Here is a 17695-nt window from a genome sequence, read left to right as displayed (position 1 = left end):
CGACGCTTAACGCCACACAGGACAACGCCATGAACACGCCGACCGCCGCCCTGCTTTGCCTGCTCGCCCTGTGCGGCAGTGCGGGCGTGCGCGCCGACGACCTGATGGACAACGACGACCTGGCGCCCTCCGCCGACCTTGGTGAACTGCCGCCCCCAGTGGGCCAGCAAGCCCTGATCGACCAGAACGGCCAGGCCAACCTCGCCCTGCTCTCGCAGAACGGTCAGTCGCTGCTTGGAAAGATCGTGCAATCGGGCAGCAATCAGGAAGCGTACATCCTGCAACAAGGCAGCGACCTGATGGCCTTGATCACGCAAAACGGTTCCGGCAACGCCGCATCGATCACCCAGAACGGCAGCCACAACCGCGCGCAGATTTCGCAAAACGGCAACAACAACGACGCCAGCATCGAGCAGGCCGGCACGGGGCTGCAAAGCGCCGTGACCCAGTCGGGCAACGGCATGAGCGTTTCGGTCAAGCAATATCGCTAAGCACTGCAATCATCGGAGAGTTCATCATGTTCAAACTGACGCCCCTCACCGCCGCCATCCTGGTCATGATCAGTGCCCAGGCCATGGCCGACGACAGCCTGTCCACCCAGAGCCAGGTCGGCACTGCCAACATCGCCGATGTAAAGCAGACCCAGGCCCCGTTCAGCAGCGCCACCCAGACCCAACTGGGCCAGGGCAACGACGCCGCCGCCGTGCAAGACCATGCCAGCAGCGTCATCACCCAGGACGCGGTCGGCGACTACAACGCCGCCTATGCCGAACAACTTTACGAAGACAACGGCACCATCACCCAGCAACAGACCGGCGCCTTCAACACCACCCACGCCAGCCAGTCGCTGGGCTTCGGCTCACCCAACACCGCCCTGCAACAGCAGCAAGGCACCGGCAACTTCTCGTTCGTCTACCAGGACTCGCAAAACGGCAGCGAAGGCAAGACCTTCCAGTTCGGCGACAGCAACGAAGCCAACATCGAGCAACTGTACGAAGGCAGCGGCAACAGCTCGGTGATCACCCAATACGGCACCGCCAACTACGGCACCGCCGAACAGGTCACCCACAACGGCGGGCAGATCGGCATCAACCAGGCCGGCGAAAATAACTACGCCTACGGCGACCAGCGCAACGGCACCGGCGGCAACATCACCATCAACCAGTTCGGCAACCTCAACGGCACCGAGATCTGGCAGGACTCGCAACTGGCCAGCCAGGCCACCGTCAACCAGTACGGCGACAGCAACGAAACCGTGGTCGACCAGAGCTACGGCGAAAACAACACCGCCGCCGTCACCCAGGTCGGCAACACCAACGCCATCTACGCCGACCAGTTCGAGTCGGTCAACTCGACCCTGGCGCTGTATCAAGTCGGCAACGGCAACGTGCACTACACCTACCAGAGCGGCGACGGTCACACGCTCAACGCCACCTCCGTAGGCAACGACAACAAGGTCTACGCCAGCAACTGGAAAGGCCCGCAACACGGTGGCCAGTTCGGCAGCAACCAGCGTGCCACAGTCAATCAGGCCGGTAACGGCAACATCGCCAGCTTCACCCAGGACGGCGTCGGCCACGTCATGACCACCCACCAGACCGGGACCGGCAACAAGACCACGGTCAGTCAGGCTGATTCCTACAACGAGCTGTACTTCGACCAGAACGGCAGCGACAACATCCTGATCTCCGACCAACGCGGCACCACCAACCTGGCCCAAGGCACCTCGAACGGCTCGGGCAACAGCACCGAATTCGACCAGTCCGGCACCGGTAACCAGGCCTACACCGCGCAGCTGTATGGCAGCGACAACATGATCACGGTCAAACAAGCTGACACCATGAACGTGGCGTATGTGACCCAGGGTGGGACGGGGAACATTGCCAATGTGGATCAGAGCGGGATGACTCAGACGGCGAATATTCAGCAGTTCGGGTCGGCTAACCAGGCGACGGTTTTGCAGCAGTAAGGGTTGGGTGTTGGAAAACCGCGACCTGTTGAGGGTCGCGTTTTTTTTGCGCTGACGCTTGAGTGGCGTCCTACGGAAAACGGAACGTTTTCAGAAAATCGGGGAGTTTTCTGACGAATTCTGGCGGTTGGCCGTCGGAAGTGCAGGCTCTAGGATTTGCCGGGACACATTGATCCCCACGGAGCTTGGCCAACATGCAATTCATCCAGACAGCGACGACAGCGATACCATTACCGAATAGACTTCCTGGCACCAAACCCGGAGGTTCCATGATCGACCCGTCTTTGATCGACCCACTGTGCCCGGTTGTTTCGGATCTTGATCCTGAGGAGCAGGCTGCGAGTTATGACCGTTGGTTTCGGGCCGAAGTACAGGCCTCTCTCGATGATCCGCGTCCGAATATTTCGCATGACCAGGTGATGGCTGAGATACATGCCTTGCTCAAGGCAAAAGACAATGGTTTCGAGGTCGATTGAGTGGAGGCCCGAAGCACGGGCCAAGCTGATGCTAATTATCGACTTCATAACAGAAAGACACCCCAGAGCAGCCAGAGAACTCGTCAGGGCGATTGGAAAAGCTGCATCCAACCTTCTGGAACATCCTCGCCTCTACCGAGCCGGTCGGATCCCCGGCACTCGAGAAGCTGTTGTACATTCGAGTTATCTGATCATCTATCGAGTAACCGATCGAATAGAAATCGTGAACGTACTGCACACGCGTCAGGAGTATCCGCGAACTCGTTTTTTCTAATCCGTTGTTAACTCCGCCCCAAACAAAAACCGCGCTCCTGTCAGGGATCGCGGTTTTTTCGTATTGCCGCTGCGAGAGCCTCACCCCGCCTCATGCTTTCTTCGTTTTTCCTCCATCAGGGCCGACATTTCAGCCATCACCTGCTCATTCGGAATGCTGGGTCGTGGGTCATCGATTGAAGCCTGTACTTTGGCACGCAACCAGCGGTCATAGCTGGCGGCCTGCTCTTCACTTTCGAAGTCTGAAACGATTGGGGAAATCAGGGGATCCATGGTGACTCCAATTTGAAAATGAAAAACGCGGCACTTTTCTTGGGTCGCGTTTTTTATTGGGGATGGATCAGCCCTTCAGCTCGACGTGATCCAAGGCCTGATTCACGGCCAGCTCACTCAACATGAGGATCTGCGCGATACCCAAAGCGGTCTTGCGGTGGGCGGGGTCGAGGGCGGCGGCGAAGTTGTTGAGCATTTCGCTGGCGGAGCCCAGGGATTCGCAGGCGTTGGCGAGCAGGGATTCGGTGTTGTAGGCCGGATTGGTGAGGTACATCGGGGCGGGTTCGTTGACGCTGCCCATGATGTGGGCGCCGGGGCAGAGGTAATGATCGAGCGCGCGTTCGGCGGCTTCGTGGAGTTTTTTCGAGTTGATTGAGGTGTATGGGGAGGTTGGGTCGGTTTCGAGACTGGCTTGGTTTTCGGGTGGGTTGGGTGTTGGTTTTTTCATGGTTATTTCGTCCTCATTGATGGTTGCAGCCGGCCCAATCGACTTCCAGGAAGAATGGGTGGCAGCTGTACGCGGGCTGGAAATCCGGGGAGAACGCGACCCGGCAGACATAAATGTCTCCCGCGCACAGCCGCCATAACAGCGTGCACACAATGAAGGTGCGCAAGCATACGTTATGAAAAGCGATTTCGCTTTCTCGCACATCCGGGTTTCCAGACCCGATCGCTGAATTGGCAGCGACCAAAACAGGCTAGAGCCCGCGCTTCCGACGGACAACCTGAAAACCTTGTGGGAAGGATCGTTAAAACAGACACAACTTTTAAACATTCAAGAATGGAACGCGGAGCGTCCCGGGCTGCATTCCCACGCGGAGCGTGGGAACGATCAAAGCAAAAGCAATCCGCTTTCCGCTTCTCACCACTCAACACAATGAGCGTTAGCTCGAGTACCGCTCTTGACGTGCTGGCCCCATCGGAAGGCTGAGTGGAGGGATTTATCCGGGGGTGGGAGCGCAGCGACCGTTCGACGAAGTCGAACACATCGAGAGGAGGTGCAGCGAAGCAAACCGGAGGCGATGCCCCCCGGATGAATCCCGGAGCGAAGGAACCCCGAGCCCCAGCGAGGGGCCGAACGCCGGGGCCCAGACCTTTGGTTACTTTGGGGCGTTTGCCAAAGTGACCCGCTGTAAGAGCGGAACCGCCAGTCGCAACACCCAAAAAAACGGATATACACACAACCCCAAAAGAACCTGGTCGGCCCAAAGGCCGCCAAGTTCACTCCGCCTCAGGATCCACCTTGTTCTGAGTCAAATACCGATTCAAGGTCTCATCCGCAGCAGGCGAAGAATTATCCCCGGCCACCTGCCACAACCGCCGCTCAATCCCCTGCGCCAGCAAATGCCCCACCGCCGCCTCGATCGCCGAAAGCACACACAACTGAGCCGGCTCGTTAGTCGTGTACCCAGCCTCCGCCTCGAGCAACTTCTTGAACTCGATAAACTTGAACACCCCGGCACTGCGCGCCACCGAATAAATCGTCTTGCTGGTCATCACATTCGCCAGCACCTGCCCGCTACGAACATCCACCGCGCGCAAGTTCACCGTCACCTGATCCACGCGATATTCCCGGGACAGATCAATCCCCAGATACCGCGCCCCTTCCCCACCGCTGCGCACATTGGTGTCATAAGCGATGATCCCGCCCTCGAGCATCATGTTCGCCGCCTGCAACGGCGGCAGCTCGGCCTGGATGTTCACCGGCGTATTCGGCTTCTTCTGCGACGCTCGAATAATCTTGCGTTCGGTCAGCAGGTTCTGCAGCCCTTCCCGCTCCAGCACCACAAACCAGCCGCTGGCCTGCAAGGCATCCATCAACATCGACGCCGCGCCCTGGGTGACGCTGGTCGAAAACGAACTCGCCGGCGTCGGTTTGTACTGCCCGGTCTGGTCACGGAAGCCGTACACCACCGCCATCAAGCGGCCCTTGGGCCGAGGCATTTTCAGCAAGTCGTAGTAGGTCGAGGCCCTGGGGGTCAGGGTCGGAGTGTCGGTGTCCTGCTCGGCCGACATCGGCTCGCGCAGACCACACCCTTGCAATGCTGCCAACATCAGCCCTAGCGCTATTATTTTTTTCATGTCCTGCACTCCCCGGAACCGTCATCCCGTCATGGGTTGAGGCCGTTCACCTTGATTTCAGAAACCTCGCCGCTCGCTCGGTCGGTCACTTCAATCGAGAGTGCCCCCGAGTCGTCGACGACGTTGACGATAAAAGCGTCGGTGGACAGGCTCCCCGTGTTGCCGGTGGAGATGTTGTCCAGCAGTTGCCCTAGCAACCGCGACTGCAATTGACTGGTGAAACGTTCGAGCGCCGAAGTGCCGGCCACCGTCGTGCGTTTCTTGAGGTCTGGATCGTCGAAATCGTTTTGCGCCTGGGCGTTGTTAAGCAACCAGGTGCCGTTGAGCGGGTTGCCGCCGAACGACGGGTTGACCGGCGTGTAGACCAGTTCAGTGGCCTGGACGGCGGCAGCGCCGGCGAGCCCGATCAACAACCCTGGGATCCACAATCCGCGGCGCCGTGAGAACGTTGTCGTGTTCATAGTTCGTCCTTCTCAAGGTCGGTGGTGTCCTGCAACAAGGCTTCCAGCTTGCGCCGGACGACCTCCAGTCGAACCGAGTCGGCGGCCTCGTAGGCCTCGTCCTTCAGTTCCACGGTGTTCGGCGGCAGGAAGCGCCGATACACCAGGCGTTGCTGATATTCCACGGTCACAAGGCTCCCCCAGCGCGCGTCGGGGCGCTCGCGCACCACCAGGTTGAAATCCATCGGGCTGGTGTCACGCAGGCGTTCGCTGAACGAGTAATAAAAGTCGTGGCCGATGTGCGAGATCGTGTCGTCGACGATGAAGCCCATCATTTCGTCTTCCTCGGCGGCGCACGCGCAGCACGCCACAACAGTGAGGAGCAACGCGCACCACCACTGGCGGCTCATGGCTGCAACGCCTGCGGCAGGGCCGACTGGCCTTTGACCGGGGTTCCATTGCCAGGACCGGTGCCATCGAGAAAGGCTTTCTCGGCCACGAACTGCCAGTCCGAATAACGCTGCATGCCCTCGAAATCCGACCATTGCGACGGGAAGTCCGCCTGCTTCAACGGCACCTCGGTGGACGGACTGTTGATCCCGGTGATGCGTCCGTCGAAACCCCGTTGCAGCGCCCATTCACCGCCGCCAATCGGGTCCGGGTAGAGCTGGCGCAGGTGATGCCGTGGCTCAGGAAAACGTTCGTCCTGCAGCAGGTCGGCCAGCTCTTTCGGGTACTGCGCCAGCCCCGGCGAACTGCGGTAGTAGCTGCGCAGCGCCTGGGCGTATTGAGTGCCGACCCACAGCAGTTGCTTCTCGCGATCACGGCGCGACACGGTCGACCACAACTCGCCGGCACTGGCCAGGCCCATACCCATGATCACGATCAGGAACAGCACGCCCAGGTAGGTGAACCCGCCCTGCTCCGCGTGCTTACCACTCGGAATACTGGCTGCCATCACGCGCCCTCCCGGTAGCTCCGCTCTTGATATCGGCCACGCCACCCGCCACGCCGTCCGGCGGCGCGATCAGCACCCACTGGTCTTTGCGCTCGGTGATCGGGTCCAGCGGCGCGTTGCGCAGGTAGCGCAGCTCCACCAGTTGTTCGAGAGAATCGGGATAGCGCCCGGTGTCGCCGTAGTAGTGATCCAGTGCCTCGCGCATGGCCGACAGGCTCTGGCGCAGGGTGGTTTCCTTCGACGCTTCCAGGCTGTTGAAGTAGCGCGGCAGTGCGATGGTCATCAGGGTCGCGATGATCGCCATCACCACCATCAGTTCGAGCAAGGTAAAACCCTTTTGCCGGCCCATGAGAGTCACCACTCGCGGTAAGCGATGCCGTTGAGGCCACGGCCCCTGGCGTGGGAGTAGACGTCGAACACGTCCTCGCCATCGCGCGGGTTCTGGGCCGAACTGTCGTAGGCCCGCAGGCCCCAACCGCCGTTGTCGTCACGCTTGGCCGGCACCAGCGGGTCGTGGGGTATCCGGCGCAGAAAGTAGAACTTGGCACCCTTGGCACTGCGCACATCGCGCACGCCTTCGACCAGCACCTTGAGGTTCGGCGGATAACCACTGCTGTTCAGCGACTTCTCGATGTAGCCGGCATCGAAGGCCCGCTTGTAGGCATCGATGCCATCGCGGATCTGATACAGCGCGGTGCGCAGCTCCTGCTCTTTGCCACGCCGCACCAGGGTCTCGGTCAGCGGCGCGGCCATGCCGGCCAGCAGGCCGATCAGGGCCAGCGTCACCACGACTTCGATCAAGGTAAAACCGCGCTGGGAGGCGTTCATGATCAAGGTTTCTCGACGGTGACACGGGTGGTTGCCACGGCGGCATCACCGATGGCCCGAGGCTGCGCGGCAGGTGCCGGCATCACAAAGTTCTGCGAGCGATCCGGTGCCTGGATGTGCATGCTGGTTTCGGTGCCGGTCGGGAATTCCATGTCCGACGGGCTCTGGTACGGCAGGTTGCGCACGATCCGTGGGGTGATCGACAGCACCAGTTCCGATTTGCCGATGGTGTCCTTGTTGCTGCCGAACAGCCGGCCCAGACCCGGAATGTCGCCGAGGCCCGGAATCTTGTTGCCGGTGGCGCCATGGTCGTTGCGTACCAGACCGGCAAGGATCTGGGTTTCGCCGTCGTGCAGACGCAGCGAGGTCTGGGCGTTGCGGGTATCGACCTGCACCGGGATCGTGCCCTGACGGGTCGGTTCCAGCGGCGTGGCGTTACTCACTTCCAGGGCGATCTTGATCGCCACTTCGTTGTTCAAGTGCACGGTCGGGGTCACTTCAAGCTTCAGACCGACATCCAGATACGTGACGCTTTCGGTGATCACCGGCCCTTGGGTGGACGGTACCGACGTGGCGCTGATGATCGGCACGCGCTGACCGATGTGAATACGCGCCTGCTCGCGGTTGCTGACGCGGATCACCGGGCTGGCGAGGGTGTTGATGTCGTTGTCCTGTGCGTTGATCTTGGCCTGCGGCGATGGCCCGATCGAGATGCGGTCGGAGTTGATGCCCTTGAGCTGGCCCAGCAGCGTGACGGGCGAACCGTCACTGTTGAGCACGCCGAAGGTGCTCGGCCATTGCAGGCCCAGATCGAGAATGCGCTGGGTGGCGACTTCCATCACTTCCACTTCCAGCACCACCTCGGGGTTGGACTGGTCTTGCGATTGCAGGAGTTTCTCGGCCATGCGAATCGCGTCTTCGGTGTCGCGCATGGTCAGGGTGTTCAGGCGTTCGTCGACGAACACGTCGCGGGTCTTGAGCATGGTCTTGATCATGTTCAACGCGGTGTTGGCGTCGATGCTGGTCAGGTAGAACGTGCGCATCACCAGCTCTTGATAGTCCTTGAGCTTCTGCGGCGAGTCCGGGTAGATCAGCAAGGTGTTTTCGTTCACCACTTTCTGGTGCAACTGGTTCTGTTGCAGCAGCAAGGCCACTGCGTCTTCGATACGCACGTCACGCACGAAGATCGTGGCTTTCATGTCCGGGCGCAGGTCTTTGTCGAAGATGAAATTCAACCCGGCGACCTGGGACAGCACTTCGAAAATAGTCTTGAGGTTGGCGTCGCGAAACTCCAGGGTCACCGGGCGATCGAGCCGGGTGCGGAGTTGCGGGTACTGGATCACGTTGCGGCTCTGCACCAGACGGATGTTGCCTTGCAGCTCCAGCGCACCGTCGTTTTTCGGGTCGAGTTCGAGGATCTGTTTGACTTGCCGGTCGGCGCCGTAGATGTCGCCCCGGCGCAGGTCGCCACGGGCCAGTTCAAGTTTCTCGTCCATGCTGCGCAGGTAGTCGAGCTGGCGCAGGGCATCCTGGGCGCGGCGGTTGTTCGGTTCGATGGTCAGCACCCGGCTGTAGGCCAGGCGTGCGTTGGCGAAGTCGCGGCGAGCGCGATCGGTGTCACCCGAAGTCAGCAGCGCCGTGATCGCCTTGGCCCGGCCGCTGTTGAGCAGCAGGTGCAGCTCGGTATCCCGTGGGTTTTCCCGCAAACCTTCCTGGATCCGGGCCAGGCCTGCCTCGTACTGCCCCTGATCGATCAGGTCGGCGGCTTCCTTGTTGGCGACCTGCGCGGTGCTGCACGCGGTCAGCCCGGCGCACAGGCCGAGGCTCATCAGCAAACGGGAACGATTCATTGCGTACTCCCCACAGACAAGGTCTGCGACAAATGCAGAGGCAGGTAGACCAGGCTCAATTCCAGATCGGAAATGCCGGTAATCTTCCAGGTGTCGTCGATCACATCCCCGTTGCGCACGACGTAGATTTTTTCGCCGTCCTGCAAAAACACCTGCAGGTCGCTGCGGTCATGCAGGCGGCCGACGAACTGGAACGGCACCGGTGGCAGGCTCGGGGCTTGCACCGCCGGGGTCAGGTTGACGGGTTGCTCGGTGACCGTGGCCAGAGTTGGCGCAGCCTTCCAGGACTTGGCGGCAAACAGGTCGCCTGCCGGGCTCAGGTCCTTGATCGGCGCTGCGCCAGCCTTGGCGCTGCTGGCCGGCAAAGCGCCACGGGCGGTGGTTCTGGCCGGGGTCGAGACGGCGACGTCAGTGGCGTCCGCGTCGTCGCTCTGCGAAAAATACTCGGGCAACCAGGCCAGCGCCGCCGCCACGCCGAAGAACGCCACCCACCCTGTTACGCGCTTGGTGTTCATCACGACCTCGACAGGTAAAGGGTCATACGGATCCGGCCGTTGAGGTCGGTGTCGGCGATCTTCTTGCGTTGAAACTCGACGTCTTCCACTACTACCGCCGGCAACTGGCCGAGCAACGCATGCAGGAAGCGGCGCAGTTGCGGGTAGCTGCCGCGCACCGGCAGCAGGATCTGGTAGCGCGCCAGATGAGTCTTGGGATCGACGCCGAGGGCGTATTCGCCGCGCGCCAGGGTGATGTGTTCCTGCGCCGCCAACGCGTAGATGCGGTCGATGGCGACGGTGGCTTGCGGCTGGGCCGGCAGCTTGTTGCGAAAATCATCGAGCTGACGTTGCGGCACCACCGGCGGCGCAATGCTGCCGTCCTCGACCTTGGCCAGGTACTCGGTGGCCTCCTGGGTCTGCTGGCTGAGCTGTTGCAGCGACTGCCAGCCCGGCAGCAAACCGCCGAGCGCCCAGGCGACGCTGATCAGCAGCAGCGCCGACCCGGCCAGGCCTGGAACGCCGAGGCCCTGCAGGTATTCGTGGACGATCAGTCTAGGGATTCGCATCGCCCATCTCCCAGGTTGCCGACAGGTTGAATTGCACCGGTTGCTCCGGCGATTTGACGACGATTTCGTGGCTCAGCAGCGACACGTCGGACAGCTCGTCACTGGCCTCCAGCCGTTTGTGGAAATCCAGCATCGCTTGCAGATCCCGCGCCTCGGCGCTGATCCGCACCTGCCCTTTGCGCGCATCCGGGGTCAGGGTCAGCAAGGCGATGTCATCACGGGGCATGGCTTCGAGCATGGCGAACAGGCGTTCCCAGGGGCGGCGCAGTTGCTGCGAGACCTTGCGCATTTCAGCGAGGTTCTGCGCCTGCTCGCGGGTTTCCGCCGGGCTCAACGTTGTTTTGGCGCCGCTGTCGCCGGTGAGCTGGCGCTGGGTGTGCTGCAAGTGACCTTGCTGCTGTTCGGCCTGATCGCCCAGGTGCTGCTGGACGCCGAAGCACACCAGCGCAAGGAACACACCGCCGCCGAGCAGGCTCCAGCCCAACGGGCCGGAACGCGGACGGGGCTGGAAATCGAGGTTCAAGGCGCGCATCTCAGGCCACCGCCCGGGACATGACGTACAAGGCGTCACGCACGGTCATCGAGTCGTCTTCGAGGGTGCGCAGGTGCACCCCCGCCACATCCGGTTGTGCATCGAGGCGCGCCGGGGCATGCAGATAAACGTTGAACGCGCGTTCGCTGGTGGAGGCTTGCAGTTGCCGTTCGCGACCGATCAGCGCCGTCAGCGCCGCGTCACTATCGCTGCCGCCCACCGAGCGCACCGACGCCCAGCGTCCTTCCCTGGCCAGCAGCAACACGCTGCGTTGCGGCTCGGCGACCACGAACAGGAAGTCGCCGGCGTCGAGGCTTTTGTCGAAGCGGTTGAAGGCGCTCATCAGGTACGGCTGCACCGAGCGCAGACGCAGGTTGCGACCAGTGACCTGCGTGCGCAGACGTTCCAGCAAATCCTGCGGCAAGGCGCTGGCGATCCGGTCGTGGCCGGCCGGCTCGGCGGACAACACCAGGCTCCAGGGTTGGGTCGGTGCGCCGAACAGGTCTTCGAAGCACAGCTGGGCGAAGCCGCGCAGTTCTTCAGGGCTGCTGATCTGCTCGCTCCACGGCACCAGGCAGAAACGGCTGAAATGCCCGGAGATCAACACGCTCAACTCCGAACCTGCGCGAGCGTGTTCGCCGAGCAGGCGGTCGAGGGTGTCCAGCGCCACCGCGTAACTGTGGAAGCCTTCGTCGATGTAGCCGACGCTGCCCAGCCACAGGATTTCGCTGCCCCTGCGCTGGCCGAGGCCGACACCGCTGGCGCCGAGCACGGCGACAAATTGATCACGCGATAAAAGTGACACGATTGATCTCCTCCAGCGTGGTCCGACCGTGCTCCACCAGCTCCAGCGCCGATTCGCGCAACAGGCGCAAACCACGGGAACAGGCCAGGGCTTTGATCCGGGTGATGGGCTGACGCTCGACGATCATCTGCCGCAGTTCGTCGTCCAGATGCAGCAGTTCGGCAATCGCCGTGCGCCCGCGATAACCGCTGCCCCGGCAGTGGCCGCAGCCCTTGCCGTGGACGAAGTGGTAGTGGCCGACCTTGTGTGGGTCGAGGCCGGAAGTGCGCAGTTCTTCATCGCTCGGGGTGGCCGGTGCGCTGCAGTGGCTGCATACCAGACGGATCAGGCGCTGGGCGAGAATCGCGTTGAGCGCCGAGACCAGGCTGTAGGGGTCGATTTCCATTTGAGTGAAACGGCCGATCACGTCGAACACGTTGTTGGCGTGGATGGTGGTGAAGACGAGGTGCCCGGTGAGCGCCGATTGCACGGCGATCTGCGCGGTGTCCGGGTCGCGGATCTCGCCGACCATGATCTTGTCCGGGTCGTGGCGCAGGATCGAGCGCAGGCCACGGGCAAAGGTCAGGCCCTTTTTCTCGTTGACCGGAATTTGCAGCACGCCCGGCAACTGATATTCCACCGGATCTTCGATGGTGATGATCTTGTCCACGCCGTGGTTGATCTCGGTGATCATCGCGTACAGCGTGGTGGTCTTGCCGCTGCCGGTGGGGCCGGTCACCAGCACCATGCCGTAGGGTTCGGCGGCCAGACGCCGCAGCTGGCGCAGGGTTTCGTCTTCAAAACCCAGCGCCTGCAACTGCACGCCGCAGACCTTGTCGGCCAGATCCTGTTTGTCCAGTACCCGCAACACCGCGTCTTCGCCGAAGATGCTCGGCATGATCGACACCCGGAAGTCGATCTGCCGGCCGCTGATACCGATTTTGAAGCGACCGTCCTGGGGCACGCGTTTTTCCCCGATGTCCAGTTCGGCCATGACTTTGACCCGGGAAATTACCTGCTCGGCGAACTCGCTGCCCTGGATCTTGCTGATGTTGTTGAGCACACCATCGATCCGGTACTTGATCACCAGACCGTTGCCGGTGGTGCCGAGGTGGATGTCGCTGGCGTGCATCTTCAGCGCGTCGTAGAGGGTCGAGTTGACCAGTTTCACCACCACGCTCGAGTCTTCGCTGATGCTGGTCAGCGACAGGCTTTGCAGGGTGTCGACCTCGCTGCCGGCGTCGGCCTGGGCGTTGAGCGATTCGACGGCGTGGAAGCTTTCTTCGTGGCGGGCCAGATAGGCCTTGAGGTCGTCGGCGTGCACCAGATACAGCGGCGCGCCGTGCAGGCATTCGTCGATCCAGGCCAGGCGCGAGGTGTCGAAGGGGTCGGCGAACACGCCAATGACTTCGTCGTGGTGCCGCAGCAGGATGAATTCACGTTTGAGGCATTGCGCGAGGGTGACCCGGTCGAATACCGGGGTCGCTTGAAACAGCGTGTCGGTGTCGAGCACCGGGTAATGAAGGGTGGCGCCGAGGCTGGCAATGAACGGCATCGGCGCCAGTTCGCAAAGGACATTGAGTGCATCGAGCACCCGCTCCCCGCAAGTGCCGGCCCGCGCCCGGGCCTGGGCCAGTTGTTCACTGGAGAAGCGTGTCGGGGCACACGCAGGCTGCAACGCATCGACGACAACGGACAGACGTTCCATGGCTTGCTCTCCAACACCCGGGGCTTGAGGCCCTGACGGCGCGGGAGGCGGGTTCGGCGAGTGCCGGAACGTCTATCGCGCCATTACTCCCCGGTGAGCATTTGATCGTCGTCCGGTGCCATGACCTCCGACCGGTTTCGTCGGCGGTCCGCCAGCACCCAACTGCCATCGTACAACTGCAACGGGAAGCTCTCGGTCCTGCTCTGGCGTCGTTCGACGAAGCCTTCGGATTGGCTCGCACCGGGTTTCGCTTCGCGCTGGATCCCCAGAAGGTCGCAGACAGCTCGGGCCAGTTCCGCCAAGGGAAACGGTTTGAACAGGATGTGACTGACCCCCAGTTGCCGCGCCCGCTCACAGACTTCAGCGGTCGGGTGACCCGTTATCAGCACGAAATGACACGTCCTGTTCTGGCGGACCGCGTCGAGCACCTCGAACCCTTCCATATCGGGCAAGCGGTAATCGAACACCAGCACGTCGGGAGCGAAGGTCTCGGCCTGGCCGATTCCGTCTGCGCCGTCATGTGCAATCCGGACGTCCAGCCCTTGCGCCGACAGGTAATCCTGAAGGTTCTGTGCAAGCAGCAGTTCGTCTTCGACAACCAGTACTTTGTTAACCAAGGTGAACTCCTTGCAGCTACAAATCCGGCCTCTTCACATCAACTGCCCGAACCTGCTGGAGTGCGCCTCACAAGAGGTAACGCACACTTCGTGCCAGGCCGAGTGCCGGTAAATTTTGGTCTTCATGTCCTTGAATTTGATGACAATGCCCGCTCGTCCCGGTACCCCGTTCCCCAGAAACGGGGAAGCACCTGAATGGGCATCGAAGCCATTCCCCACTATTGGGGGGGAACCTTCAATCGTCGTCAATTCGTTCGATCCTGTTCTGCGCCCGCAATTGCGCGAGCACCTGGCGACGAGCCAGGGCCTGTTGCTGTCGGGCACGCTGTACCCGGACTGTTGCAAGCCCCTGCACCTCTGGGACATCGGCTGCCTCCAAGTGGTTCGGCAAATAAATCAAATGCCAGCCGAATGGCGAGCGAACGGCATCGCTGGCGAACGTTGCGCCCTCGACCACGGAGGCGCGCATCTGCATCAAGCGTAGACGCGCCGCTGCGTCTGTGGCGGCATCTGCACCCGGCGCCACCCGAACCAACAGATGCCGAGCCTGCAAGGTGTTTGCGCGGATCAACGTGGCGAACATCTGCTGCGCCGCCAGTTCGCGACGGGTGTACTCGGTGAACGAGGCCTCGTCGAACCCCGCATCCTGCAAGCGCCGCATAAACTTGTCGCTACCACCGATGGCGACGCGGATCTGCGAAACCTGTTGCTGCACCGCTTGATCATCGACCTTCAGGCCACGTTTTTGCGCCTCCTGCCACAGCAGTTCCTTGTCGATCAGCGTGTCCAGTGCGGCCTGACGCAGTTGTTTATAGGCCTTGGGACTGCGAATGCTCGCAACGGCGCGACCCCGGTCTTCCAGGTACTCAGCGAAAAACCGCTCCAGGCGAAACTCGGAAATCACCTCGCCGTTGATCCGCGCCGCCACCGGTTCCGGATTGGCGAACGCCATCGGCAACCAGCACGCCAGCAGCCACAACACGCTTCTGAGCTTCATGATCAAGGCCTCCGTTCAGGGGCTCGCGAGAATCGGTTTGTAGGGTGCGACCAGATAGAAACGCTGATCGGGCAAATCCACGGTGACCACATGCGCCCCGCTCAGGCCCGAACGTCGTCCGGGGCCGAAGCTGAGACGCGGGGTCAGGCCGGTGTCGAAGTCGTGCAGGCCTTCGAGGGCTGTCACCATTTTTTCGCGGCTGGCGTCGCGCCCGGCCTGCTTCATGGCTTCACTGAACAGCAGCATCGAGGCGTAGGCACCGACTTGCAGCACCGCATGCTGCGCACCAAGGCCCTGATGTTCGCGCAGCAGGGTCAGGGCCATGCGCCCGACCTGGGTCCAGTCGCTGGGCACAAAGGGATAGGCCAGGAAGACGCGCCGGGAAAAGCCCTCGGGCACTTGCATCAAATCACCCGCCACCTGCCCCGACGTCGCGAACAGATACGGCACTTGCCCGGCATGCTGCAGCCCCGCCGCCAACCGACTGAAACCGCTGCCGCTGCCCAGGTAAAACACTGAGCGTGAGCCCAGCGGCAAGGTATCCGCCGCCGGGTCGTAGGCCTGCATTCGGACATTTTTCCAGCCGTGACCCTGCAAGTATTGCCCCAGCGCCTGCGCGGCCTGCACCTGAGACGGGTCGTCGGGATAGGCGATCAGCGTCGGCCCTTGCAGCACTTTCAGGCTGGCGGCGGCGTAGTCGGCCAGGGCGATCAACTGCTCACGCAATCCCGGCAGCGGTTCAAAGATCTGCGCACTGGCCTGCACCGAACCCATCAGGGACAACGGCCCGATCAGCGGCAGACCGGCCTGTTCCAGACGCGGCGCCAGTTCGTTATCCAGCGCCGGAGCCAGCGGAGCAATCAGCGCAAAGACCTTTTCCTCGTCGATCAGCCGTTGCAGGGCCTGTTCGGCGCTGGCGCGATCCGGCCCTGGATCGACTACGGTCAGGCGCAAGTGCCGGCCATGAATGCCACCGGCCTGATTGATCCGCGCCACGCTGCCGTTGAGCACCGCCGCCACGGTAGCGCCCTCCTCGGCCAGCGGTCCCTGGCTCGGCAGCAAAGTGCCCAGGTGCAAGGTCTGGTCATCGAGCCCCGGATCGCGATCATCGGCCAGGCGTTTGAGATAAGCGGTGAGGTTGCGCTGATCCTTCATCGACAGCAGAAAGCGCGGCATGCTCGGGTCGAGCCGATTGTTGCCGGGGTCACGTCCCTCCTGAATCACCCGCGCCAGGCTGCTGTCGGTGTAGGCCGGGTAGCTGCGACCATTAACCTGTTGCTGACCGTGGAGGCTGGTCAGTCGTGACCAATTCAGCTCCGGTGGACGCACGCCGCCTTCGGGCCGACCGAGGCCGTCGGTGCCGTGGCAGTTGGCGCACGGCAGACTCGTGGCCGGCAGCAACACGTCCGCCGCACCGACCCGCGCCATGATCGCCTCGCCGCTGGCCGACTGGCCTTCACGGTAAAGGCGCTTGCCGGCGCTTTCTTCATCGGTCAGCGGCAACGCAGCCGCGCCGAGGCTGGCGCCAGCGAGCAGGATCAGGGCGAGGACGCGGCGTTGGTTCATGGCGCGGACTCAGCGGCCGGCCACGGGCATTGTCAGCAGCTGCAAGCGCTGGGCAATGGCGGCGGCCGGGGCGTCGGGACGGATCTTGCTCCAGCGTTTGTTGGCGACATCGCCGACGATCAACTGGGTCGAATGCTGCTCCGGCGTCGGCACGATCTGGCCGATGCGACCGAGCACCAGATCCATCTGCGCCTTGTCGCCGGTAAGGAAAAGCCAGTGAGGGTCATCGGCGCCCTGCTTCAAGGTGTAAGCCTTGAGCACCGCCGGCGTGTCGCGCAGCGGATCACTGGTAAGGGAAATGAAGGTGACGCCTTCGGCCTTGTCGCCCAGCAGCTCGCGGACTTCCTTGAGCTTGCGGGTGATCAGCGGGCAGGCATCGTTGCAGCTGGTGAAGATCACGTTGAGCAGCACCACGCGATTCTGCAGCGCGTCACTGTAGAAACGCTGAGTGTTGCCATGCTGATCCAGCAACGGCGTGTCGGTGAACCAGGTCTTTGCGTCGTGGGTGCCTTTGGCCGGCGCGGCGGTAACCGGTGCCGGAGCATCGGGTACATGGCCTTCGTGGGCGAACGCCACGTTGCCGAGAATCAGGAAACAGATTGTCAGGGAGATCCAGTGGAGCATTCTCATGGCTGTTGCTCCATGGCAATCGCGGTGTGTCTGGCGTGGGTGCGCAGACCGCTGAGTTTTTCCACTTCCTTGGCCAGCAGCGCCGGGTCGGTGAAGCCGTAGTAGCGCATCCAGTGACGGCTGTTGCCGTCACCGACGAGGATCAGCGGCTGATGATTCTTGAAGTCACCGCTGAAACTGCCCAGCCCCTTGAGGGTGGCGTTGATCGACTGCGGTGAACCGGTCAGCCAGCTCCAGCCCGGCCCGCGCTGGAAAGAGCGGGCGTAATCCTGCAGGCGTTTCGGGTCGTCGCGCTGCGGGTCGATGCTGATCGACACCAATTGCACTTCGCCGCCGACCCGCGAGCCCAGCTGTTTCTGCACCTTGCCCATGATCGACGAGACCACCGGGCAAACCGTGGTGCAGCTGGTGTAGATGAAGCTCATGACGACGATTTTGTTGTGCACCAGATCCTGTTCCAGGTGCACGGTCTTGCCGTTCTGGTCGAGCAGCGGCACGTCGATGAATTTGACCTGGGTGTGTTCCTGAGTGCTGGCGGCCGGTGCCTTGTGCCCCGCGTGTTCGTCCGCCGAATGGGCCCGGGCCTGATGAATGCCGGCGGCCAACAGACACAGGGTCAGCAGGCCGGATGATGCGAATCGGTTCATGG

Annotated in this window: 23 protein-coding genes; 4 read left to right on the top strand and 19 right to left on the bottom strand. The window is 62.2% G+C overall.

Going from position 1 to position 17695, the window contains the following annotated elements:
* The first annotated feature begins 29 nt into the window (after positions 1-29).
* The 4 genes from M5B44_RS08710 (at position 30) to M5B44_RS08695 (ending at position 2719) form a co-directional block, all read left to right on the top strand.
* The gene (locus M5B44_RS08710; RefSeq protein WP_248738852.1) at positions 30-491 is read left to right on the top strand and encodes a curlin; all 462 of its coding nucleotides are present in this window, start codon (positions 30-32) and stop codon (positions 489-491) included.
* 26 nt (positions 492-517) lie between these two features.
* Positions 518-1969 carry a curlin gene (locus M5B44_RS08705; RefSeq protein WP_248738851.1) on the top strand — a complete coding sequence of 484 codons (1452 nt, stop codon included), beginning with the start codon at positions 518-520 and terminating at the stop codon, positions 1967-1969.
* Between the two features lie 269 nt (positions 1970-2238).
* On the top strand, positions 2239-2445 hold the full coding sequence (locus M5B44_RS08700) for an antitoxin (RefSeq protein WP_085748459.1): 207 nt from the start codon (positions 2239-2241) through the stop codon (positions 2443-2445).
* Positions 2402-2719, top strand: coding sequence for a type II toxin-antitoxin system RelE/ParE family toxin (locus tag M5B44_RS08695; RefSeq protein ID WP_412546965.1), 318 nt, complete (start codon positions 2402-2404; stop codon positions 2717-2719). The genes M5B44_RS08700 and M5B44_RS08695 overlap by 44 nt, the downstream gene beginning before the upstream one ends.
* Positions 2720-2799: 80 nt before the next feature.
* On the opposite strand, the gene M5B44_RS08690 is transcribed toward M5B44_RS08695, so the two are convergent.
* The 19 genes from M5B44_RS08690 to M5B44_RS08600 form a co-directional block, all read right to left on the bottom strand.
* Positions 2800-2991: an antitoxin gene (locus tag M5B44_RS08690; protein ID WP_248738849.1), complete on the bottom strand. Its 192-nt coding sequence runs from the start codon at positions 2989-2991 to the stop codon at positions 2800-2802.
* A gap of 67 nt (positions 2992-3058) precedes the next feature.
* Positions 3059-3439, bottom strand: a complete 381-nt coding sequence (locus M5B44_RS08685; protein ID WP_248738848.1) for a DUF6124 family protein — start codon at positions 3437-3439, stop codon at positions 3059-3061.
* A 773-nt stretch (positions 3440-4212) separates the two neighbouring features.
* A complete protein-coding gene (locus M5B44_RS08680; RefSeq protein WP_248738847.1) occupies positions 4213-5073 on the bottom strand; it encodes a CsgG/HfaB family protein in 861 nt (286 codons plus the stop codon).
* 29 nt (positions 5074-5102) lie between these two features.
* Complete coding sequence (locus M5B44_RS08675) at positions 5103-5534, bottom strand: curli assembly protein CsgF (protein ID WP_248738846.1); 432 nt, start codon at positions 5532-5534, stop codon at positions 5103-5105.
* Positions 5531-5923: a curli production assembly/transport protein CsgE gene (gene csgE / locus M5B44_RS08670; protein WP_248738845.1), complete on the bottom strand. Its 393-nt coding sequence runs from the start codon at positions 5921-5923 to the stop codon at positions 5531-5533. Before csgE ends, M5B44_RS08675 begins: the two co-directional genes overlap by 4 nt.
* On the bottom strand, positions 5920-6471 hold the full coding sequence (locus M5B44_RS08665; protein WP_248738844.1) for a type II secretion system protein: 552 nt from the start codon (positions 6469-6471) through the stop codon (positions 5920-5922). The genes csgE and M5B44_RS08665 overlap by 4 nt, the downstream gene beginning before the upstream one ends.
* Positions 6446-6820, bottom strand: a complete 375-nt coding sequence (locus tag M5B44_RS08660) for a type II secretion system protein (RefSeq protein WP_248738843.1) — start codon at positions 6818-6820, stop codon at positions 6446-6448. The genes M5B44_RS08665 and M5B44_RS08660 overlap by 26 nt, the downstream gene beginning before the upstream one ends.
* A 5-nt stretch (positions 6821-6825) precedes the next feature.
* Positions 6826-7299 carry a type II secretion system protein gene (locus tag M5B44_RS08655; protein ID WP_119427956.1) on the bottom strand — a complete coding sequence of 158 codons (474 nt, stop codon included), beginning with the start codon at positions 7297-7299 and terminating at the stop codon, positions 6826-6828.
* A 2-nt stretch (positions 7300-7301) separates the two neighbouring features.
* The gene (locus tag M5B44_RS08650) at positions 7302-9149 is read right to left on the bottom strand and encodes a secretin N-terminal domain-containing protein (protein ID WP_248738842.1); all 1848 of its coding nucleotides are present in this window, start codon (positions 9147-9149) and stop codon (positions 7302-7304) included.
* Positions 9146-9664 (bottom strand): hypothetical protein, encoded by a 519-nt coding sequence (locus M5B44_RS08645; protein WP_248738841.1) that lies wholly within the window; start codon positions 9662-9664, stop codon positions 9146-9148. Before M5B44_RS08645 ends, M5B44_RS08650 begins: the two co-directional genes overlap by 4 nt.
* Positions 9664-10212 carry a GspMb/PilO family protein gene (locus M5B44_RS08640; protein WP_248738840.1) on the bottom strand — a complete coding sequence of 183 codons (549 nt, stop codon included), beginning with the start codon at positions 10210-10212 and terminating at the stop codon, positions 9664-9666. Before M5B44_RS08640 ends, M5B44_RS08645 begins: the two co-directional genes overlap by 1 nt.
* Positions 10199-10744, bottom strand: coding sequence for a PilN domain-containing protein (locus tag M5B44_RS08635; protein WP_248738839.1), 546 nt, complete (start codon positions 10742-10744; stop codon positions 10199-10201). Before M5B44_RS08635 ends, M5B44_RS08640 begins: the two co-directional genes overlap by 14 nt.
* A 1-nt stretch (position 10745) precedes the next feature.
* Positions 10746-11549, bottom strand: a complete 804-nt coding sequence (locus M5B44_RS08630; RefSeq protein ID WP_248738838.1) for a hypothetical protein — start codon at positions 11547-11549, stop codon at positions 10746-10748.
* Positions 11530-13236 (bottom strand): GspE/PulE family protein, encoded by a 1707-nt coding sequence (locus M5B44_RS08625; RefSeq protein WP_248738837.1) that lies wholly within the window; start codon positions 13234-13236, stop codon positions 11530-11532. Before M5B44_RS08625 ends, M5B44_RS08630 begins: the two co-directional genes overlap by 20 nt.
* An 83-nt stretch (positions 13237-13319) precedes the next feature.
* Positions 13320-13853 carry a response regulator gene (locus tag M5B44_RS08620; protein ID WP_085712069.1) on the bottom strand — a complete coding sequence of 178 codons (534 nt, stop codon included), beginning with the start codon at positions 13851-13853 and terminating at the stop codon, positions 13320-13322.
* Between the two features lie 235 nt (positions 13854-14088).
* Complete coding sequence (locus tag M5B44_RS08615; protein ID WP_248738836.1) at positions 14089-14850, bottom strand: SurA N-terminal domain-containing protein; 762 nt, start codon at positions 14848-14850, stop codon at positions 14089-14091.
* A gap of 15 nt (positions 14851-14865) precedes the next feature.
* Complete coding sequence (locus tag M5B44_RS08610) at positions 14866-16416, bottom strand: ABC transporter substrate-binding protein (RefSeq protein WP_248738835.1); 1551 nt, start codon at positions 16414-16416, stop codon at positions 14866-14868.
* Positions 16417-16425: 9 nt separating this feature from the next.
* Positions 16426-17046 carry an SCO family protein gene (locus tag M5B44_RS08605; protein ID WP_248738834.1) on the bottom strand — a complete coding sequence of 207 codons (621 nt, stop codon included), beginning with the start codon at positions 17044-17046 and terminating at the stop codon, positions 16426-16428.
* On the bottom strand, positions 17043-17693 hold the full coding sequence (locus M5B44_RS08600) for an SCO family protein (protein WP_248738833.1): 651 nt from the start codon (positions 17691-17693) through the stop codon (positions 17043-17045). Before M5B44_RS08600 ends, M5B44_RS08605 begins: the two co-directional genes overlap by 4 nt.
* Between the last annotated feature and the right edge of the window lie 2 nt (positions 17694-17695).

It is taken from the genome of Pseudomonas sp. MWU12-2029, assembly GCF_023242425.1.
Lineage (GTDB): Bacteria > Pseudomonadota > Gammaproteobacteria > Pseudomonadales > Pseudomonadaceae > Aquipseudomonas > Aquipseudomonas kribbensis.
Note: the sequence above shows the minus strand (reverse complement) of the source record. Positions and strands in the feature narration are given on the sequence as shown.

Excerpts from the sequence above, each read along its gene's own strand:
- M5B44_RS08710 (WP_248738852.1), top strand. The coding sequence starts at position 30 with ATGAACACGCCGACCGCCGCCCTGCTTTGCCTGCTCGCCCTGTGCGGC.
- M5B44_RS08705 (WP_248738851.1), top strand. The coding sequence starts at position 518 with ATGTTCAAACTGACGCCCCTCACCGCCGCCATCCTGGTCATGATCAGT.
- M5B44_RS08700 (WP_085748459.1), top strand. The coding sequence starts at position 2,239 with ATGATCGACCCGTCTTTGATCGACCCACTGTGCCCGGTTGTTTCGGAT.
- M5B44_RS08695 (WP_412546965.1), top strand. The coding sequence starts at position 2,402 with ATGCCTTGCTCAAGGCAAAAGACAATGGTTTCGAGGTCGATTGAGTGG.
- M5B44_RS08690 (WP_248738849.1), bottom strand. The coding sequence starts at position 2,991 with ATGGATCCCCTGATTTCCCCAATCGTTTCAGACTTCGAAAGTGAAGAG.
- M5B44_RS08685 (WP_248738848.1), bottom strand. The coding sequence starts at position 3,439 with ATGAAAAAACCAACACCCAACCCACCCGAAAACCAAGCCAGTCTCGAA.
- M5B44_RS08680 (WP_248738847.1), bottom strand. The coding sequence starts at position 5,073 with ATGAAAAAAATAATAGCGCTAGGGCTGATGTTGGCAGCATTGCAAGGG.
- M5B44_RS08675 (WP_248738846.1), bottom strand. The coding sequence starts at position 5,534 with ATGAACACGACAACGTTCTCACGGCGCCGCGGATTGTGGATCCCAGGG.
- csgE (WP_248738845.1), bottom strand. The coding sequence starts at position 5,923 with ATGAGCCGCCAGTGGTGGTGCGCGTTGCTCCTCACTGTTGTGGCGTGC.
- M5B44_RS08665 (WP_248738844.1), bottom strand. The coding sequence starts at position 6,471 with ATGGCAGCCAGTATTCCGAGTGGTAAGCACGCGGAGCAGGGCGGGTTC.
- M5B44_RS08660 (WP_248738843.1), bottom strand. The coding sequence starts at position 6,820 with ATGGGCCGGCAAAAGGGTTTTACCTTGCTCGAACTGATGGTGGTGATG.
- M5B44_RS08655 (WP_119427956.1), bottom strand. The coding sequence starts at position 7,299 with ATGAACGCCTCCCAGCGCGGTTTTACCTTGATCGAAGTCGTGGTGACG.
- M5B44_RS08650 (WP_248738842.1), bottom strand. The coding sequence starts at position 9,149 with ATGAATCGTTCCCGTTTGCTGATGAGCCTCGGCCTGTGCGCCGGGCTG.
- M5B44_RS08645 (WP_248738841.1), bottom strand. The coding sequence starts at position 9,664 with ATGAACACCAAGCGCGTAACAGGGTGGGTGGCGTTCTTCGGCGTGGCG.
- M5B44_RS08640 (WP_248738840.1), bottom strand. The coding sequence starts at position 10,212 with ATGCGAATCCCTAGACTGATCGTCCACGAATACCTGCAGGGCCTCGGC.
- M5B44_RS08635 (WP_248738839.1), bottom strand. The coding sequence starts at position 10,744 with ATGCGCGCCTTGAACCTCGATTTCCAGCCCCGTCCGCGTTCCGGCCCG.
- M5B44_RS08625 (WP_248738837.1), bottom strand. The coding sequence starts at position 13,236 with ATGGAACGTCTGTCCGTTGTCGTCGATGCGTTGCAGCCTGCGTGTGCC.
- M5B44_RS08615 (WP_248738836.1), bottom strand. The coding sequence starts at position 14,850 with ATGAAGCTCAGAAGCGTGTTGTGGCTGCTGGCGTGCTGGTTGCCGATG.
- M5B44_RS08610 (WP_248738835.1), bottom strand. The coding sequence starts at position 16,416 with ATGAACCAACGCCGCGTCCTCGCCCTGATCCTGCTCGCTGGCGCCAGC.
- M5B44_RS08605 (WP_248738834.1), bottom strand. The coding sequence starts at position 17,046 with ATGAGAATGCTCCACTGGATCTCCCTGACAATCTGTTTCCTGATTCTC.
- M5B44_RS08600 (WP_248738833.1), bottom strand. The coding sequence starts at position 17,693 with ATGAACCGATTCGCATCATCCGGCCTGCTGACCCTGTGTCTGTTGGCC.